This is a genomic window from Burkholderia anthina, assembly GCF_001547525.1.
Classification (GTDB): domain Bacteria; phylum Pseudomonadota; class Gammaproteobacteria; order Burkholderiales; family Burkholderiaceae; genus Burkholderia; species Burkholderia semiarida.
This window is the reverse complement of the sequence record NZ_LNJP01000004.1, coordinates 206721-225293: the sequence shown is the minus strand read 5'-3', so window position 1 is coordinate 225293 and position 18573 is coordinate 206721. Positions and strand designations below refer to the sequence as shown.

The window sequence follows — 18573 nt, the reverse complement described above, 5'->3', positions numbered from 1 at the left end:
GGGATCCTCCAGACGAATAAACCGGGCCATGCGGGAATGCACCGGTGCGCAACTACGTGTCGACGCTGCCAATCCGAAATGTAATAAACGATACATTCCAGTGAGGCCGCGATCATAGCACTCGGTTTTTTGGGCCAAAACCTAGGGTAAGCCCTGAATTTGACGCGAAAGCACGTCGATAAGACTGACAATGAATGTTCGATTTATTACACATATGAACGTATTCGTTGAGCAGGGTGATGCGTCCCTCTAATTTCAGGCCGTACGCGGCCTGCGGCACGTCGATCGGCTAACATGCGTGCAGTTGGCGGCAGACGCCCGTCTGCCGTTTGGTCGTTCAGTTCAATTCAGATAGAAAGCCGGAGTACCGATGGGGACGAGCATCAGGGCGTTGTTGTTATCCCAGATGGATAGCTTCACGCCGTCGGAACAGAAGGTCGCGCAGGCGTTGCTGGAGCGCTATCCCAGTCTCGGGCTGGGCCCCATCGCGCAGTTTGCGAAGCAGGCGGAAGTCAGCGACCCGACCGTGTTCCGCTTCGTCGTCCGGATCGGTTTCCCGAACTACTCGTCGTTCCAACAGGCGCTGCACGACGAGATCGACACCGCGATGAATTCGCCGCTCGCGCGGATGGATGCGTTCCACTCGGAAACCGGCATGCGCGACAGTCATGCGGCGATCTTCCAGCGGCTGTCCGAATCGCTCGCGGCGACGATCGAAGGGCTCGACGCGGCCGCGTTCGACGCGGCCGTGGCGGTGCTGGCCGATCCGGACGTACGCATTTTCTGCGGCGGCGGGCGGTATACGGCGCCGCTCGCGTCGCTGTTCTCGTTCACGCTCGCCTATGCGCGGCCGCGTGTGCAGTACGTCGAGCCGAACGTGAATCTCGCATCCGTCGCGCTGGTCGACATGGGGCGCAACGACGTGCTCGTGATCTTCGACTTTCGCCGTTACCAGAAGGACAGCATCCGCTTCGCGCAGGCCGCGCACCGGCTCGGCGCGCGAATCCTGCTGATCACCGACGAATGGCGCTCGCCGATCGCCGCGTTCGCGGAAATCGTGCTGCGGATCCAGGGGCGCCCGTTCGCGATGCTGCAGACCAACGTGCCGGCGCTGGCGCTCACCGAGGCGCTCGTGATTGCCGTGACGAACCGGCTGCCGGAGCTCGCGCGGCAGCGGATGGAAAAGATCGAGCGGCTCAATGCCGGCGGGATCGAGTGGGATACCAACCAGCGCGACCTGCCCGAATGACGATCGTTCGCGTGGCGGGCGCGGGCGCCGGCTTTCGACCTCGCAACGGCTGGGAATAAATCCGCCGCTTCGCCGGTATCGCATGCGAAGGCGCCGGCTTATTCCAGGACGATCCGGCCGTCCGGTTTCGTCACGCGAATGCGAGGCTCACATGGCTTCATCGACCCCCACCCGCCCGTCGCGTCGCAAGGCTCTGCAATGCATGGCCTTCGGCGGGCTCGGCACGCTGTTCACGCTGTCGGGCGGCATCCTCACGCCGTTCGATATCGCCCTCGCGCAGGCCGGCGACGCGCGCCCGGCCGCCGCGGGCCAGCCGCTGTTCGTGCAGATCAGCGATACGCACATCGGCTTCAACAAGGACGCGAATCCCGACGTGTCGGCCACGCTGAAGCAGACGATCGATCTCGTCAACGGGATGCCTGCGCTGCCCGCGCTGGCGATCCATACCGGCGACATCACGCATCTGTCGAAGCCCGAGGAATTCGACCACGCGTCGCAGTTGCTGTCCGCGCTGCGCGTGCCGGAACTGCACACGGTGCCCGGCGAACACGACGTCACCGACGGTTCGGGTGCCGAATATTTCGGCCGGTTCGGCAACGCGTCGGACAACCGCGGCTATTACAGCTTCGACCACGCGGGCGTGCACTTCATCGGCCTCGTCAACGTGATGCACTTCAAGCCGAACGGGCTCGGCAGCTTCGGCGACGAGCAGCTCGCGTGGCTCGCGCAGGACCTGAAAGGCCGCTCGTCGAGCACGCCAATCGTCGTGTTCTCGCACATGCCGATGTGGACCATCTACGAACCGTGGGGCTGGGGCACCGGCGATGCGCCGCAGACGATGGCGCTGCTGCGCCGCTTCGGCTCGGTCACCGTGCTGAACGGGCACATCCACCAGATCGTGTCGAAGGTCGAGGGCAACGTGACGTTTCATACCGCCCGCTCGACCGCGTTCCCGCAGCCGACGGCCGGCAACGGCCCGGGACCGGTGCCGCTCACGGTGCCGCACGACCGGCTGCCTTCGATGCTCGGCGTGACGACCGTCGAATTCGCCGGCCATCCGGTCGCGTCGTCGCTGCATGACACGACGCTTGCGTGACAAAAATAAGGAGACCGACATGATCCGCTTCAAGCCATCTCGAATCGTCGCGGTGCTGTTCCTGTGCGGCGCGGCCGCCGGCATGCCGCCCGCCGCGTTCGCGCAAGGCCCGAACGGCCCGCTCGTGACGATCCGCAATTTCATGTTCTCGCCGATGTCGACCACGATCAAGGCCGGCACGACGATCACGTGGAAGAACCTCGACGCGGAGCCGCACACCGTCGTCAACGATGCCGGCATCTTTCATTCGAAGGCGCTCGACCAGGACGAGACGTATGCGTTCCGCTTCGACAAGCCGGGCGTCTACAAGGTGTTCTGCGGCATCCATCCGTACATGAAGGAAACGATCACCGTCGAATGACGATGCCGGCCGGTCGTCATCGGCGTATGCTCACTGCCCCGCCGAGCGCATGCCCGGCGCAGTACCGGCGACGACCGGGCACGACTGCGGCAGCGCCTGCCCGAACAGCACGGCCAGCCCGCAAGCGGATGTGAACATGCCGAGGCCGTCATGCCCGACGCCCGGCACTTCGACGACCTGCTGCGCGAGATCGTCCGGATGCCGCTTCTTCAGGTAATCGAAATACGCGAGCCCGCGCGCGAGCCGGTACGGCCCCTGCGCCATCGCCGCGCACGAACGGTCGATGAAATGCGTGGTGGGATTCGTGTCGGCCTGCCCAAGCAGGTACACGACATGGCGCGCGACGTAGCGCGTTTCGAGATCGCGCACGTCCTGCGACGCAACGTAAGGCGGCGCCGACTTCAACCCGTACTTCCATTCGGTCGCGCGCGGGCAGGCGCCGCCTGCCATGGCCTCGGCATTCGGCCGTTCGTCGTCGAAATACACATAGCTCGACGGGTTCGCAACCACGTAGCGCACGGCAATGCCGGTACGCGCGAGCGCGTCGCCTTCGCGCCCGGCCACCGCATAACGCTGCAGCAACTGTGCACCGGCCGAGTGGCCGATCACGACGACCGTCGACAACGACGGGTACCGGCCGCGGTCGGCGAAATGCGCGAGCAGCGCGTCGAGCGCCGCGAACGAGCTGATCGGGCCCGGCTGGCGGGCCGGTTCACCGCCCTTCCATCCTTCCTGCGTCCATGCGAGCGTCGGCGCGGGCAACGAAAACGCGCGCACGTCGGCGCGTGTCAGGAACTGCGGCGCGACGACCATCGTGCCCGTGCCGGCCGCACCGGCCTTCTCGACGACCTCGCGCCCCGATGCGTAGTACGCGTCGGCATTACGCAGCGTGCCGTGAATCACGATGAACACGCGCGTGACGTCGGGCGCGGCCTGGTCGAGCGGATGATCGGCGTAGACGGGCAACACCGCACGGCCTTGCGGCGTGTCGACGGTTATGCGCTGGTCGGCGACGGCCTTGACCGGCGCTTCGAGACGTTCGCGCTGTGTGGGCGTAATGGCTTCGGCCGGCCGCGCGCCGACCAGCATGCCGACGGCGGCACAGGCCAGCGCGAGCGGAACGGCATAGGACAGGGCTCGAGCGGCCGGCAGCATGCGCGAGAGTCGGATGCGGGAAAAGGCAGCGGAAGTGACGGACATGGCGGCGGCTCGGGTGGCGGATATGACTTGAACGGCGATGGTCGCAGAATCCGTCGCGCGCCGCCGGTCCGTTGCGGAAAACGAATCAGCCCGCCGGTTGCGTACCGCGCTCCGCGCCGATGCACGCTTCGCCCGATCTCGTACGGCGATAGCGGATTGCAGGCAAGGCGACCTGAAGCCGGCGGCCCCATCGACGGCGGTTCACGTCGCGCTCTATCCGACCCCGAGATTACAACGTCCTATCAACCCCATTGCCGGCAGTGCTTTCAAACATATCGCAAAAAGACGATATATGATTCGCCCATCGACGATACCCGTTTGCCCGACCGAAACACCCAGCCTTTCCATGCCGACCGAACTCGACATCGACGCGATCCTGAAAGCGCTCTCGAACCCCGTGCGCCGGGAAATCCTCGTCTGGCTGAAAACGCCCGACGAGCATTTTCCGCAGCAGACGCTGCCATACGAACACGGCGTCTGCGCGGGCCAGATCGACGCGCGCTGCGGGCTGTCGCAGTCGACCGTCTCCGCGCACCTCGCGACGCTGCAGCGCGCGGGGCTCGTGACGTCGACGCGGATCGGCCAGTGGGCGTTCTTCCGGCGCAACGAGGCCGTCATCGACGCATTTCACGACGCGCTGCGTCGCGAACTCTAGCCAACGGCCGAACCGGCCATGCGGAGCGCCGTCGTATCCGACGCGACGGCTTCTCCGCCTTTCGTAAGAGGTTATTTGCCATGCCCACGCTGTTCGATCCCGTTACCCTCGGTGACCTGACCCTGCCGAACCGCATCGTGATGGCGCCGCTCACCCGCGCCCGTGCGGGCACGGCGCGCGTGCCGAACGCGCTGATGGCGCGCTACTACGCCGAGCGCGCATCGGCCGGCCTGATCATCACCGAAGCGACGTCGGTCACGCCGCAAGGCGTCGGCTATGCCGACACGCCCGGCATCTGGTCCGACGAGCAGGTCGAAGGCTGGAAGCAGATCACGCAGGCCGTGCACGCGGCCGGCGGGCGCATCGTGCTGCAACTCTGGCACGTCGGCCGGATCTCCGATCCGATGTTCCTGAACGGCGACCTGCCGGTCGCGCCGAGCGCGATCGCCGCGGGCGGCCACGTGAGCCTCGTGCGTCCGCCGCGTCCGTTCGTGACGCCGCGCGCACTCGAACTCGACGAGATTCCGGGCATCGTCGCCGCGTATCGCAAGGGCGCCGAGAACGCGAAGGCAGCCGGCTTCGACGGCGTGGAGATTCACGGCGCGAACGGCTACCTGCTCGACCAGTTCCTGCAGGACAGCACCAATCGCCGCACCGATGCATACGGCGGCCCGATCGAGAATCGCGCGCGCCTGCTGCTCGAAGTGGTCGACGCGGCGATCGACGTGTGGGGCGCGGGCCGGGTCGGCGTGCATCTGGCACCGCGCGGCGACGCGCATACGATGGGCGATTCCGATCCGGCGGCAACCTTCGGTTATGTCGCGCGCGAACTCGGCCGCCGCAAGATCGCGTTCATCTTCACGCGCGAATCGTATTCGGGCGATCAGTTGAGCCCGCGCCTGAAGGAAGCGTTCGGCGGCCCGCTGATCGCGAACGAGCAGTTCACGCTCGACACCGCGCAGGCCGCGCTCGCGAACGGCACCGCCGACGCGATCGCGTGGGGCAAGCTGTTCATCGCGAACCCGGACCTGCCGCGCCGTCTCGAACTCGGCGCGCCGCTCAACCAGCCGGTGCCGGAGACGTTCTACGCGGAAGGCGAAACCGGCTACACCGACTACCCGGCGCTGAGCGACGCGGCCTGACGGCACAACGGCGCGGGTTCAGATGCGCACGTCCGCGCGCATGAACACGCGCCGTGTTTCGTCGAGACCGAGCGCGACGTGGTGCGCACGGATCGCGCGCAGCGCGTCGTCGAGTGCTGCATCGTCGATGATCCGGAAACCGAGGCGCGCGTAGTACGGCGCATTCCACGGCGCGTCGCGGAACGTCGACAGCACGATCTCCGTGATCCCTTCCCGCGCCGCGCGCGCCGTCACCTGTTCGATCAGGCGCGCGCCGATACGCTGCCCCGCATGCGACGGCGCGACATCCAGTTCCTCCAGATACAACCGCCGCGCATCGAGCAGCCGGTAGAACGCGAACCCCACGCACGTGCGTTGCGGATCGACCGCGACGTACGCGCGGCCGTCGTCGATGCGCTCGAGCACGGCGGCCGCATCGGTCGGCTCTCCGTCGGCGATGTCGGCCATGCCGATCGCACGAAACCGCTGCGCTGCGGCGACTTCCACGGCGGCCATCGCGGCCGCGTCTTCCCGCGTGGCGGGGCGAATCAGGATCGATGCAGGCATCACGGCAATTCAGGCAGGCAGTCTGGAACGGCCGTCACTATAGTCGAAACTTCACACGTATCGTGTCGAATGCCCGATCCAGGCGATCGTCGTGGATCACGAGCGCGCCGTCCGGATGGTCGATCGTCAACGTCGCGTTGTCGGGCCATGCGGTCAGGTCGATGCAGAGCGCAGGCAGCGTGCCGCCGCCATGCCAGCGCGGACGGGGATGCCGTGCGCGATCCGGCTGCCCCGCCTTGCGGGACCATGTGTCGCGCACGCGCCCGACCTGCCCGGCCAGAGATTCCTAACCGGACCTTCCCGGCCGGACCTTCCCGGCCAGACCTTCCCGGCCAGACCTTCCCGGCCAGATCAGAAGTTCACGCGAATCCCGGCCATGACCGCCAGTTGCCGGCTCGAATTGCTGTTCGCGAGCACCGGAATCTGCGCATAGTTCGCCGCGTTGCCGTCCGCATCGGTGCCGAGCCCCGTGCCGCTCGCGATCTGGCCGATCGCGACCGCATACAGCGCGGTGCGCTTCGACAGGCTGTAGTTCGTGCCGACGTTTACCTGGTGGAACCGCGTCGTGCCGCGCCCGTCCGTATGCGCGGCGTTGAAGATGTACGCGACGCCGCCTTGCAGCGCCGGCGTGAACATGTACGTGACGTTCAGCTCGCCGACGTCGAACGTGAACGCCTGCGTGCGCGGCTGCGCAGCGGTCGAAAAATAGCGGCTGTCGCCGAGTCGCGTATGCGTATAGGTCAGCGCGAGCGTCGCCGCGCCGAGCGTGACCGACCCGCCCGCGCCGAACGCGCGCATCGAGCCCGCATCCTGCAGCAGACAATACATCGCGCCCGGGTTGCCGCACGCGAAATCACCGATATAGCCGCTCGCGCCGCCGAGCGCCGCGTCGAGCGGCTGGTGCAGGTCGAGGTAGCCGACCGAGAAGGCCACCGGCGAGCGCGTGTACGTCGCGGCTACCGCATAGCCACGCTTCGCGGAAAAATCGCCGGCCTGGCCGCCGAAGCTGAACGTGCCGCCGAACGTGAGGCCGTTGAAATCGGCGCTGGTGAACTTCACCGCGTTGTTGAAGTTGAACGCGGCATTCAGGTTGTCGACGTCGCCGAGGTGCGAGCCATACGGCGTCGCCCAGTTGTTGCTCGACACGTACGCGCCGAGCATGTCCGTGTACGAATCGTATTGGCGGCCGAGGCCGAGCGTGCCGATCGAATCGTGGCGCAGCCCGACCCACGCCTGCCGGCTGAACGCGGTGCCGCCCTGCAGCGCCTGCCCGCTCGCGGACAGGAACTGCTGCTCGAGCGTGAACACCGCATTCAGGCCGCCGCCGAGCGGCTCGGCGCCCTGGAAGCCGAAACGGGACGGCACGAGGTTGCCGCCGCCCATCTGCCATGCATGGCCGCCGCCCGTGCTGCCGTCGGCGCGCGTGAACTGCTGGTTCGTCGAATAGATGATGCCGGTGTCCACGGTGCCGTACAGCGTCACGCTCCCCGTCGTCTGCGCGTGCGCCGCATGCGCGCAACCCAGCATGGCCGCAGCTGCGGCCAGTCGTCGTCCGTTCTTCATGTCCCGCCCCTCCGTGATCATCGATACGCAGTGCGAATCGATGGTGTTGTCGATATGGGTGGCAGGACTGTATCCAGCGAAAATTCCGGACCTCTATCCCAAATCAGCAAATGGTGATGAGGACGGGCGACACATGACGATACTCGGCGGCGCGGCCGCGGCGGGAAGGCGTCATTCGGGACGCAAGGTTTGCGACGGCAGCTCGCCGAACAGGTCGCGATACTCGCGCGCGAAATAGCCGAGATGCGTGAAGCCCCAGCTCGCGGCGGCTTCGCCGACGCCGAGTTGCCGCACCGACGTCGTGCGCAGCAGGCGGCGCACCGCATTCAGCCGGATCGTGCGCAGGTAGCCGACCGGCGTGACGTCGGCCACGCGCTGGAAGCTCGTTTGCAGCGTACGACGGCTGCAACGCAGCGCGCGGCAGAGTTCGAGCACGGTGACGGGTTCCTCGGGCCGGTCGCGCAGATGCTTCTCGCAGCGGCTCACGATGTCGCTGTAGGTGGCGTGCGTGATGTCGCGGCGCTCGACGCCGATCCCCTGTTCGAGCGCGTCGAGGAACATGCCGAGCATCGCGTCGCGAAACATCTTGCGGGTGGCCGCGTATTCGAGGCAGCCCGGATTGCGCTGCGCGTCGTCGATCAGCGACGACAGCCGCACGCCGAGCGCGACGCCCTGCGCGTCGGACAGCCGCGTCACGTGCCGCAGCCGGCGCGCGCCGGCCGCGCCGAATTCGGCCTCGCACAGCTCGTCGACCATGTCGGACGCCGCGCTGATCCCGACGAGCCCCATCCCTTCCGGCGTGTGGAATTCGAAATCCTCGCCGGCGCGCAGCGCGAGCAGCGCATAGCCGTCGACCGGCTGGCCCTGGAACGTGCCCGCGAGCGGCACGGACAACGGCACCGCGAGCGACGTGCGCCCGGCCGGCGCGAGCCCGGTTTGCGCGACGCGCCGGTTGGTCGTTTCCCGGAAAAAGTGAAAATCGTCGTACAGCACCTGCGTGACGGTGCCCTTGAAACGGCCCGGCGTCATCTGACGGTACACCTGATGCCAGCCCGCGATCGCGAGCCCGTGATCGTGCACGTCTTCGTGTGAGCGTGACTGGAACAGCATCGGCACCTCCGGTAAAACCCTGATTCCTCGATGCGGCCGCCGGGTTCATGCGGCACGCATCGCCACAGCTTACCCTCGCAAAATCCCGCGCAGTGCGGCTTCGAACGCAAGACAGGCCGCCGACAGCGCGGCGGCCTGCTCGTCGATCAGCCTGACATAGCGGCGAAACGACGGCATCCGGTTCACGACCTCGCTACCGCCGAACGGCACGATCGCGAGCGTCCAGCGGCCGTCGCGCGCGGCGATCGCGCAGTCGGTCAGGTGCAGCCCACGCAGCGCGTCGGCCAGCGACGGCCCGGCAAGCAGCGCGGCCAGCGTGTCGATGAAGACGGGGTCGCATCCGGGCGCGGGCACGGCTTCGATACCCGTACGGCGCAGCCAGCCGGTCTGCCGCACGCATGCGCTGCCCTGCGCGGCCGGGCCGTCGACGGCGGCCGTCACCGTCACGCTGACCGTATGCATCAGGAACTGGCGCTCGACGCGCTCGTCGATGCCCACGCGCACGCCGTTCGGCAGCCGTGCCGAGACGCCGCCACCGACCCCGTCGGCGTCGCGCACGGCCCGCAGGTCGGCGAGCACGCGCGCGGCGATCGCGCCGGGCCGATGGCCGGGCGGCGGCGCATCGGGCGCCGCACGCCGCGAGCCAAGCGCGGCCTTCACGACGCGACGTGCTCGTTGCGCAGCACGTCCTCGACCGGCACCGGCCTGAACGGATGCCGGCGCTGCACGACGAGCGTCCAGAACAGCGCATACAGCGCGGTGAGCCCGAGCATCGCGCCGAACGGCACGTAGATGTCGCGCGGGTTCATGCCAGGCGGCGTGATGTACCAGATCGCGAGCACGATGCCGACGCTCGACACGATCTGCGGCAGCGGGAACAGCGGCGAGCGGTACGGGCGCGGCAAGTCAGGCCGGCGGATGCGCAGCATCACGACCGACGCGGTGACGAGCAGGTACGCGGTGCCCCACGCGCAGGTGGCGGCGAGCACGAGGTGGAGGATGCTGTCGAGATTGCCGTTGATCAGCCACGCATGAACGATCGGCACGATCGCCGACACGACGATGCCGACCACCGGCGTCTTGAAGCGCGGATGCAGGTACGCGAAGCAGCGCGGCAGCGCCCCGTCGATCGCCATCCCGTACAGGATGCGCGGCAGCCCGGCCATCAGCGTGTTGATCGTCGCGGCGCCCGCGCACAGGAACGCGATGCCGAACCACACGCGCCCGAACGGCCCGAGCACCTGCAGCGCGAACGCGGGGATCGCGCCCGGCGTGTCGAGCAGATGCGTGAGGCCGTCGGGGCTCACCGGCACGTTCGCGACCTGGCGGCGGATCGCCGCGCCGTACAGGAACATGCAGATCGCGACGCCGACGAGGCCGAGCGCCATCGCGCGCGGAATCGTGCGCCCCGGCGCCTTCATTTCCGGCGCGAGCGGCGTGACGAACTCGCAGCCGACGAACATGAACATCGCCATCCCGACCAGCGACAGCACGGACGGGATCGACGTACCGACTTCCGAGCCGCCGAACCAGCCGTCCAGATGCACGGCCGGCGCGGCCGCGAGCCCGAGGATCCCGAAGGTCATCAGCGACAGCCACATGCCGGCCGTCAGCACGATCTCCAGCTTGCTGAACACCTTGATGCCGATGATGTTGGTGATCGCGAACGTGACCACGAGGCCGACGCCGACGAGCCACGCGCTGTTGTGCTTCTCGAACGCCGCGTTCAGCGATTCGAAGTTCACGAGCGCCATGATGCCGCTCAGGATCGTCTCCGCCGTGCCGGCGAACACGTGCACGAGGAAATACGCGGAAATCGTGCCGGTGATCGCCCAGAAGCGGCCGAGCCCGCACGACAGGTAATCGTAAACCGAGCCGGCCGTCGGCAGCATCGCGGCGGCTTCGGAGAAGGTCGTCGCCTGCGCCTGCATCATCACGAACGCGACGATCATCGCGACCGCGAACGCCCAGCCGCCCATCCCGAAGCCCGACGTCGCGGTGAGGATCACCGGGCTCGCCATGATGAGGCCGACCGCGCTCGCCAGCGCGGTCGGGAAACCGACCGCACCGGCCTTCAATGCGGCGCCGCCGCCTGCTTCAGCCGGCGAGCCGGCGGACGTATCGCCCGCGGCGCCGGTCATTCCCGACCATCCCGACATCGTTGTCTCCTTCGTGGGTTGGCCCGAACCGGCGCTTCGTCAGCGGCCGGGGCCAGATGCTTTGCGGTCGGCCCCGGGCGGTGCGTCAGCGCGTCGATGCCCGGGGCCCCTGTCGATCACACCGTGATCCGATGTCGAAAAAATACGCAGGCAAAATAATCCGGTCATAGCGCAAATCGGCAAACCCGCGATGGCGTTTACCCGCCGCCGCGGGTTGGCCGTCATGCGAACGGCACGGCCTCGAAGCCGGCGGCGAGCGCGTCGACGATCCGGTCGAGCTGTTCGCGCTGGATCACGAGCGGCGGCGACAGGATGATCTTCGTGCCGACCGGGCGCACCAGCACGCCGTTCTCGCGCGCGACTTCCGCGACCGCGTTCGCGTAGCCGGACAGCGGATCGATCGGCTCGCGCGTGTCCTTGTTCGCGACGAGGTCGAGCGCGAGCATCAGCCCCTTGCCGCGCACCTCGCCGACCGCCGCGAAGCGTTCCGCGAACGGCCGCAGCGCCTCGAGCAGATACGCGCCCTGCTTCGCCGCATTCGCCGGCAGATCCTCCTTCACGACGATGTCGAGGCTCGCGATCGCGGCCGCGCATGCGACCGGGTGGCCGGCGTACGTGTAGCCGTGCATGATCGCGCCGCCGAAATCGGCGTTCGCGGCGAACGCGTCCTCGATCCGCGCGTTCACGACCGTCGCGCCGAGCGGCACGTAGCCCGACGAAATCCCCTTCGCGAGACACATGATGTCCGGGCGCACGCCCCACCCGCGGCTGCCGAACATACTGCCGCTGCGGCCGAAGCCCGTCACGACTTCGTCGGCGATCAGCAGCACGCCGTAGCGGTCGCACACCTCGCGCACGAGCGGCCAGTAGTTGGCCGGCGGCACGATCACGCCGCCCGCACCCTGGATCGGCTCCGCGATGAACGCGGCGACGGTGTCGGGGCTCTGGAACTCGATCTCGCGCGCCAGCATTTCCGCGCAGATTCGGCCGAGTTCCTCCGGGTCCTGCGTAAACGGATTGCGGTACAGCCACGGCGTCTCGACGTGGAAGCAGCCGGGCAAATTCGGCTCGTAGTTGCGGCGGAACACCGTGTTGCCGTTCACCGACGCGCCGCCGAAATGCGTGCCGTGATAACCCTGCTTCAGCGAGATGAACTTCGTGCGATCGGCCTGGCCGCGCACCTTCCAGTACTGGCGCGCGATCTTCAGCGCGGTCTCGATCGAATCGGAGCCGCCCGAGCTGTACAGCACGCGGCGCATCCCTTCCGGTTCGAGCATGTCGATCACCTTCTTCGACAGCTCCTCGGCGCGCGGATGCGAGATACCGTCGAACAGCTGGAAGTATTCGAGCTCGTCGAGCTGGCGCACGATCGCGTCCTTCACTTCCTGACGGTTGTGGCCGACGTTCACGTTCCACAGACCCGCGACGCCGTCGACGAGTTGCTTGCCGGTCTCGTCGAACACGTAGCAGCCGTCGCCGCGCACGATGCGGATCGGCTTGCGCTGTTTCATTTCGTTCGGGTGCAGCATCGGGTGCCAGAACTTCGCTTCGTTGTAGCTCATTGCAGTCTCCACTTTCGGATCGGTTGTTGCAGTTTTTGCGGTGGTCGGATCGGCCCGCGCGTCAGTGCGCGATGCACACGGATTTGGTTTCGGTGAAGCCTTCGATCGCGTACTGCCCGAATTCGCGGCCGATGCCCGATTGCTTGTAGCCGCCGAACGGCATCGACGGATCGAGCGGGATATGGCAGTTCACCCACACGGTGCCGGCCTCGATCCGCGGCACGAGATTCATCACGCGCTTCAGGTCGTTGCTCCAGATGCTCGCGGCGAGGCCGTACGGCGACGCGTTCGCGAGGCGTATCGCGTCGGCCGCGTCGTCGAACGGCACGACGACGATCACCGGGCCGAACACCTCGTCGCGCACGATCGCGCTGTCCGGATGCGGATCGGCGATCACGGCCGGCTTCACGTAATAGCCGGGCAGATCGTCGGCCGGCGTGCCGCCCGCGAGGAACGTGAGGCCCGCGCGGCGCGCGCCTTCGATGTGCTCGACCACCTTGTCGCGATGGTGCGCGGACACGAGCGGGTTGATCTGCGCGGTGGTGTCGAGCCCCGCGCCGAGCTTCATCGACCGCGCGACGCCCGCGAGGCCGTCCGCGAGCTGCGCGAACTTGCTGCGATGCACATAAAGGCGCGACGCGGCCGCGCACACCTGCCCCTGGTTGAAGAACGCGCCGGCGGCGACGCCGTCGAGCGCCTGCGCGACGTCGACGTCGTCGAGCATCACGATCGGGTTCTTGCCGCCGAGCTCCAGCGAGAAGCGCGTCATGTTCTGCACGGCCGCCGCGCCGACCAGCTTGCCGGTCGCGGTCGACCCGGTGAACGAGATCTTCGCGATCGACGGATGGCTCGCGAGCGCCGCGCCGCAGACACGCCCGCCCGTAACGACGTTGAACACGCCGGGCGGCACGCCGGCGTCACGCGCGAGCTCGGCGAGGCGCAGCGCGGTGAGCGGCGTTTCCGGCGACGGCTTCAGCACGATCGTGCAGCCGGCCGCGAGCGCGGGAATCAGTTTCCACACCGCGATCATCAGCGGGAAATTCCACGGCACGATCGCGGCGACCACGCCGACGGGCTCCTTGCGCGTATAGGCCGTATAGCGCGCGCCGGGCGGAAACGGAATCGACACGTCGAGCGTCTGGCCGGTGATCTTGGTCGCCCAGCCGGCCATGTAGCGCACGTATTCGACGCTCGCGCCGACTTCGATCGCGCGCGACACGTGAATCGACTTGCCCTGGTTCAGCGTTTCGAGCTGCGCGAGCGTTTCGGCGTCGGCTTCGATCAGGTCCGCGAGTTTCAGAAGGATGCGCTCGCGCTCGGCCGGCCGCAGCCCGCTCCACACGCGCGCGTCGAACGCGTGTTTCGCGCTGGCGACCGCGCGGTCGACGTCGTGTGCGTCGGCGTCCGCGACGGTGGCGAGCCGCTCGCCCGTGGCCGGGTTGTACACGTCGAGGCGTGCCGCCGCATGCGCGGGCTGCATGGCGCCGTCGACGAAGAGGCCGAAATCGCGCGCGACGAAGGTGCGCACGGTGTCGCTGACGGCGACGAAGTTCGTGTTGCTCATGGGCGTCTCGTTGATTGTCGTGGCTGGGCCGCGTGCCGGTAAGGCACGCGGGCGTCGGACCACTGTATCGACGAGGGATCGCGCCCGGTGAGCGCAAATTGGCAGCGCGTCATCGGCAAGACGATCGCGCATCGAATTGCACGATCTCGCGGGCCGGCCGGCAGCGCGATTACAGGAACAATGCGCCGACCAGCTCCGTGCGATTCGACACGCCGAGCTTGCGGTACATGCGCATCAGGTGGGTCTTGATCGTCGGTTGCGCGAGCGCGAGATCGCGCGCGATCTCCTTGTTCGAGCGGCCGTCGCGCACGAGCCGTGCGATCTGCTCCTCGCGGTAGGTCAGCCGTTCCTCGCAACCGATCCGGTGGATTCCGCGCCGCACGCGCAGCAGCGGGCTCAGCGCGGCTTCGGCGACAGGTTGCAGCCGCGCGAGCGCGTCGATCTCGCCGGGTGCGAACCGTCCTGCCGTGCCGTTGCCGTTCGCGTCGCCCATGCCGAAGCGCAGCAGCGAGAACGCGCCGACCGTGCGGCCCGCGTCGCGCAGCCAGATCTCGACGACGTCGGCCACGTCGTGCCGCCGCAGAAACCGGGTCCAGTACGCGGACGCGGCGCGTCTTTCGTCAGGCAGTTGGGATGCGAGCGTGACGACCGCGCATTCGCCCGACGCGCAGCGCGACGGATGCAGCGGATCGAGCATCCGGTAGCGGGCGACATAGGTGCGATGCATCGATTCCGGCATCCCGAACAGCTCGAAATCGGCCGGCTCGCCGCTGTGGTCGAGCCGATAGAACACGATCGCCGACGGGCTCGCGAATGCGTCGAACGCGTCCACGCACGCGCGCAGCGTGCGTCGCCAGTCGGCGGCGTCGTGGTCGGCGGAAACGAATGAGGTCGGCATCGGGAATCGGCTGGCGGATGGACGACAACGAATGTCGACGTCCGGGCCAGCCTACCGGCGCCGAAAAAGCGCCGGTGAGCACAAATCGGCAAATCGTGCCGGGCCGGCCAGCGGCCAGTGGCCGGTTCAGCCGAGACGATATCGGCGCGCGACGGTGCGCGCGCCTCGTTTCAGCGGGCGTTCGCGGCGAACGTGTCGCAGGCGCTCACCTCGCCCGACTCCATCCCCCGCCGCAGCCAGTACACGCGCTGTTCGCTGGTGCCGTGCGTGAAGCTTTCGGGCACGACGTAGCCCTGCCCTTGCTGCTGCAGACGGTCGTCGCCGATCGCGGCCGCCGCCTTCAGCCCCTGCTCGAAATCGCCGGGCTCCATCAGCCGCTGGTTCGCGCGCTGCGCGTTGTTCGCCCACACGCCGGCGAAACAGTCGGCCTGCAGTTCCATCCGCACCGACAGCGCATTCGCGCGCGTCTGGCTCGATCGCCGGCGCGCGGCATCGACCTTGTCGGCGATGCCGAGCAGGTTCTGCACGTGATGGCCGACTTCGTGCGCGATCACGTAGGCCTGCGCGAAATCGCCGCCCGCGCCGAAGCGCTTGCGCAGCTCGTCGTAGAAGCCGAGATCGATGTACACGTTGCGGTCGCCCGGGCAGTAGAACGGCCCCATCGCGGTCTGGCCGGTGCCGCACGCGGTCGGCGTCGAGTTCGTGAACATCACGAGCTTCGGCGGTTCGTACTGCGCGTGCAATTGCGTGTTGAACACGCCCGTCCACGTGCGTTCGATATTGCCGAGCACCTTGCGCGTGAACACCGCGCCCGGATCGTTCGCCGGCGCGCCCTGGCGCTGGGTCGGCGCGGGCTGCGCCTGCTGCTGGCGGCCCTGCAGCGCCGACGCGCCTTCGAGCACGACGCGCGGGTCGATGCCGAAGAAATACGATGCGGCCAGCGCGACCACGATCGTGCCGATGCCGATCGTCGCGCCGCGTCCGCCGCCGAAACCGCCGGCGCCACGGCGATCCTCGACGTTCATGCTTTCTCTTTCGTCGTCCAGCCTCATTGCCGGCCCCTCCCTGTTCTTGTCGATGGTCCGCCCGCGCCAACGCGCGACCGGGCGATACGCCGTGGCGACACGATCCGTCGGCGGACGCGATACCTGCGCATCGGATGCCCGCTCGCGCCGATCCCGCCTGCCGCGCATTTTGCCGGCCGCGCCTTCGCCGGCCGCGCCCTTGCGGGTTGCACGATTCGTACGACGGAATCGGACGGCCGACGCACCGCTGCGCGCCCGCCCACGCTATTTTGCCGGGCTTTCGTGGCTTATCGCAAAAATGTGGAGGATAGAGCGATTCGGCGCCGAACATCGTCAGCCTTTGCAAAATGGGCCCCGGCCGCCGCGCTTGGCCATCCGGACGGCCCGCGTTCATCCTTTCGGCGGATACCGGCGCGCGCCGGCGCCGCCTAAAGTGGCCGGAACACCCCCCTTTCCGGAGAACGACATGACGCACCCGCCACCCCGCACGATCGCGATCACCGGCGCAGGCACCGGCATCGGCGCTGCGTGCGCGCGCCGCTTCGCCCGTCGCGGCGACCGCGTCGTGCTGATCGGGCGCCGCCCGGCGCCGCTCGCTGCACTCGCGGCCGAAACCGGCGGCCTCGCGCTTGCTGGCGACGCCGCCAGCGCAGCCGACTGGGCCGCTTTCCTGCCACGCATCGCCGATCGCTTCGGCCGCGTCGACGCACTCGTCGCGTGCGCGGGCGGCCACGGCGTCGGCCGCGCGGACGAAACCGGCGACGCGCAATGGCGCGACGCGATGCACGCGAACCTCGATACCGCGTTCGTCAGTGCGCGCGCATGCCTGCCCGACCTGATCGCGCAGCGCGGCAATATCGTGCTGGTCGCGTCGATCGCGGCGCTCGCGGCCGGGCCCGGCGTATGCGGCTATACGGTCGGCAAGCACGCGCTGCTCGGGCTGGCGCGATCGCTCGCACGCGACTACGGCCCGCACGGCGTGCGGGCGAACGCCGTCTGCCCGGGCTGGGTCCGCACGCCGATGGCCGATGCGGAAATGGCACCGCTGATGGCCGCGCACGGCGATTCGCTCGACGATGCGTACACACGCGTGAGCGCCGACGTGCCGCTGCGGCGCGCGGCCGATCCGGACGAGATCGCGGCCGTCTGCGCGTTCCTGGCGTCGCCGGACGCCTCGTTCGTGACCGGCGCGACGCTCGTCGCGGACGGCGGCGCGCTGGCCGTCGACGTGCCGACGCTCGCGTTCGACCGGCTTTGACGCCCACAAGAAGGCGTCGCGCGTGCCCGCCCGCTGCCGAATCCGCTAACATCGTCCCGATCCGCCGCCCGGGCGCGGCACCGCCTCACCGTTCGGAACGCGATGAACATCCGGTTTCTGGAAACCTTCGTCTGGCTCGCGAAGCTGGAAAACTTCCGGCTCACGGCCGAGAAACTGCACACCACGCAGGCCGCCGTGTCGAGCCGCATCGCATCGCTCGAGGAAGCGTTCGACGTGCGCCTGTTCGACCGCAACACGCGCTCGGCCACGCTCACGCCCGCGGGCCGGCGCATGCTGGCCTACGCGGAGCGGATCGTGCGGCTCGACGGAGAAATGCGGCGCGACATCGACGCGGCGAGCGATGCGGGCCTGATCCGGATCGGCGTGATCGAATCGATCGTGCACAGCTGGTTTCCCGCGCTGATGGCGCAACTGCGCGAGCGCTACCCGCGCCTCGACGTCGAGATCACCAGCGACACGACGCTGCATCTGACGCGCCTGCTCAGCACCGACGGCGTCGACCTGATCCTGCAGACCGATCCGGTGCCGGGGCCGGACTTCACGAACCTGCCGCTGTGCGAATTCCCGGTGCGCTGGGCCGCGAGCCCGCGCCTCGGGCTCGGCGGCCAGCCGCTAGACGTCGCGCGCCTGGCCGGGTTTCCGATCATCAGCTTCTCGCGCCATTCGGGGCCGCACGCGACGATCGAGCGGCTGTTCGCCGCCGTCGAACGGCCGGCCAGCATCAACTGCATCACGTCGGTCGCCGCGATGATCCGCCTCGTCGCCGACGGCTTCGGCGTGGCCGCGCTGCCGCCTGCCATCATCGGGCGCGAGCTACACGAAGGCACGCTCGAACTGCTCGACGTCGAGCCCGAATTCCCGGCGCTGCCGCTCGTCGCGACGTACCGCAGCCAGGGGCTGCCGGTGGCCGCGCGCATCGCGGAACTCGCGAGCGAAGTGGCGCGTGCGACGGGGGCCGCCGATCGCGTCGACGCAACGGCCGCCGACTCAATGCCCACGCGCAACGCGACCGCGACAACGACGCGCCCCACGGCGAAAGCGAAGCGCACGACGAAAGCCGCGTCGCCTGCCGCGCCCACCGCCAAACGCCGCCCGCGCCGCTCATAAGAAAACCTGTTCACCGCGAATTTGTTTTCTTGTTGGACTGGCGCGGCCGGTCTTCGG

18 protein-coding genes are annotated in these 18573 nt (G+C 68.2%); 7 read left to right on the top strand and 11 right to left on the bottom strand.

Going from position 1 to position 18573, the window contains the following annotated elements; all coding sequences use genetic code 11:
• Positions 1–370 precede the first annotated feature (370 nt).
• The 3 genes from WS64_RS30195 to WS64_RS30185 all read left to right on the top strand — a co-directional run bounded on the left by WS64_RS30195 (position 371) and on the right by WS64_RS30185 (position 2706).
• Positions 371–1249, top strand: a complete 879-nt coding sequence (locus WS64_RS30195; RefSeq protein ID WP_059639709.1) for a MurR/RpiR family transcriptional regulator — start codon at positions 371–373, stop codon at positions 1247–1249.
• A gap of 151 nt (positions 1250–1400) precedes the next feature.
• The gene (locus WS64_RS30190) at positions 1401–2345 is read left to right on the top strand and encodes a metallophosphoesterase family protein (protein ID WP_060968730.1); all 945 of its coding nucleotides are present in this window, start codon (positions 1401–1403) and stop codon (positions 2343–2345) included.
• Between the two features lie 19 nt (positions 2346–2364).
• A complete protein-coding gene (locus tag WS64_RS30185; RefSeq protein ID WP_060968951.1) occupies positions 2365–2706 on the top strand; it encodes a cupredoxin domain-containing protein in 342 nt (113 codons plus the stop codon).
• A gap of 30 nt (positions 2707–2736) precedes the next feature.
• On the opposite strand, the gene WS64_RS30180 is transcribed toward WS64_RS30185, so the two are convergent.
• Entirely contained in the window at positions 2737–3906 is a 1170-nt protein-coding gene (locus tag WS64_RS30180) for an alpha/beta fold hydrolase (RefSeq protein WP_060968729.1), read from the bottom strand.
• A gap of 346 nt (positions 3907–4252) precedes the next feature.
• Here WS64_RS30180 and WS64_RS30175 point away from each other — a divergent pair, with 346 nt between their 5' ends.
• Positions 4253–4561, top strand: a complete 309-nt coding sequence (locus WS64_RS30175; RefSeq protein WP_059584834.1) for an ArsR/SmtB family transcription factor — start codon at positions 4253–4255, stop codon at positions 4559–4561.
• Between the two features lie 80 nt (positions 4562–4641).
• Complete coding sequence (locus tag WS64_RS30170; protein WP_060968728.1) at positions 4642–5703, top strand: alkene reductase; 1062 nt, start codon at positions 4642–4644, stop codon at positions 5701–5703.
• 18 nt (positions 5704–5721) lie between these two features.
• Here the strand turns inward: WS64_RS30170 and WS64_RS30165 are convergent, their stop codons facing one another.
• From WS64_RS30165 to ypfJ, 10 genes are all read right to left on the bottom strand, one after another.
• Positions 5722–6249 (bottom strand): GNAT family N-acetyltransferase, encoded by a 528-nt coding sequence (locus WS64_RS30165; protein ID WP_059639714.1) that lies wholly within the window; start codon positions 6247–6249, stop codon positions 5722–5724.
• 37 nt (positions 6250–6286) lie between these two features.
• Positions 6287–6508: a hypothetical protein gene (locus WS64_RS35725; protein ID WP_060968727.1), complete on the bottom strand. Its 222-nt coding sequence runs from the start codon at positions 6506–6508 to the stop codon at positions 6287–6289.
• Between the two features lie 92 nt (positions 6509–6600).
• Positions 6601–7812, bottom strand: coding sequence for a porin (locus tag WS64_RS30155; protein ID WP_060968726.1), 1212 nt, complete (start codon positions 7810–7812; stop codon positions 6601–6603).
• 171 nt (positions 7813–7983) lie between these two features.
• Positions 7984–8922, bottom strand: coding sequence for a helix-turn-helix domain-containing protein (locus WS64_RS30150; RefSeq protein ID WP_059584816.1), 939 nt, complete (start codon positions 8920–8922; stop codon positions 7984–7986).
• A 69-nt stretch (positions 8923–8991) separates the two neighbouring features.
• Positions 8992–9582 carry a DUF3156 family protein gene (locus tag WS64_RS30145; protein ID WP_060968725.1) on the bottom strand — a complete coding sequence of 197 codons (591 nt, stop codon included), beginning with the start codon at positions 9580–9582 and terminating at the stop codon, positions 8992–8994.
• Positions 9579–11081: an APC family permease gene (locus WS64_RS30140; protein ID WP_060968724.1), complete on the bottom strand. Its 1503-nt coding sequence runs from the start codon at positions 11079–11081 to the stop codon at positions 9579–9581. Before WS64_RS30140 ends, WS64_RS30145 begins: the two co-directional genes overlap by 4 nt.
• A gap of 221 nt (positions 11082–11302) precedes the next feature.
• Positions 11303–12643 (bottom strand): aspartate aminotransferase family protein, encoded by a 1341-nt coding sequence (locus tag WS64_RS30135; protein WP_060968723.1) that lies wholly within the window; start codon positions 12641–12643, stop codon positions 11303–11305.
• 61 nt (positions 12644–12704) lie between these two features.
• Complete coding sequence (locus tag WS64_RS30130; RefSeq protein WP_060968722.1) at positions 12705–14207, bottom strand: aldehyde dehydrogenase family protein; 1503 nt, start codon at positions 14205–14207, stop codon at positions 12705–12707.
• Positions 14208–14376: 169 nt separating this feature from the next.
• Positions 14377–15105 (bottom strand): helix-turn-helix transcriptional regulator, encoded by a 729-nt coding sequence (locus tag WS64_RS30125; RefSeq protein WP_060968721.1) that lies wholly within the window; start codon positions 15103–15105, stop codon positions 14377–14379.
• Positions 15106–15275: 170 nt separating this feature from the next.
• Positions 15276–16157: a KPN_02809 family neutral zinc metallopeptidase gene (gene ypfJ / locus WS64_RS30120; RefSeq protein ID WP_059639988.1), complete on the bottom strand. Its 882-nt coding sequence runs from the start codon at positions 16155–16157 to the stop codon at positions 15276–15278.
• A 439-nt stretch (positions 16158–16596) separates the two neighbouring features.
• Here ypfJ and WS64_RS30115 point away from each other — a divergent pair, with 439 nt between their 5' ends.
• Positions 16597–17388 (top strand): SDR family NAD(P)-dependent oxidoreductase, encoded by a 792-nt coding sequence (locus WS64_RS30115; protein ID WP_060968720.1) that lies wholly within the window; start codon positions 16597–16599, stop codon positions 17386–17388.
• Between the two features lie 102 nt (positions 17389–17490).
• Complete coding sequence (locus tag WS64_RS30110) at positions 17491–18516, top strand: LysR family transcriptional regulator (protein ID WP_059639723.1); 1026 nt, start codon at positions 17491–17493, stop codon at positions 18514–18516.
• The last annotated feature ends 57 nt before the right edge of the window (positions 18517–18573 follow it).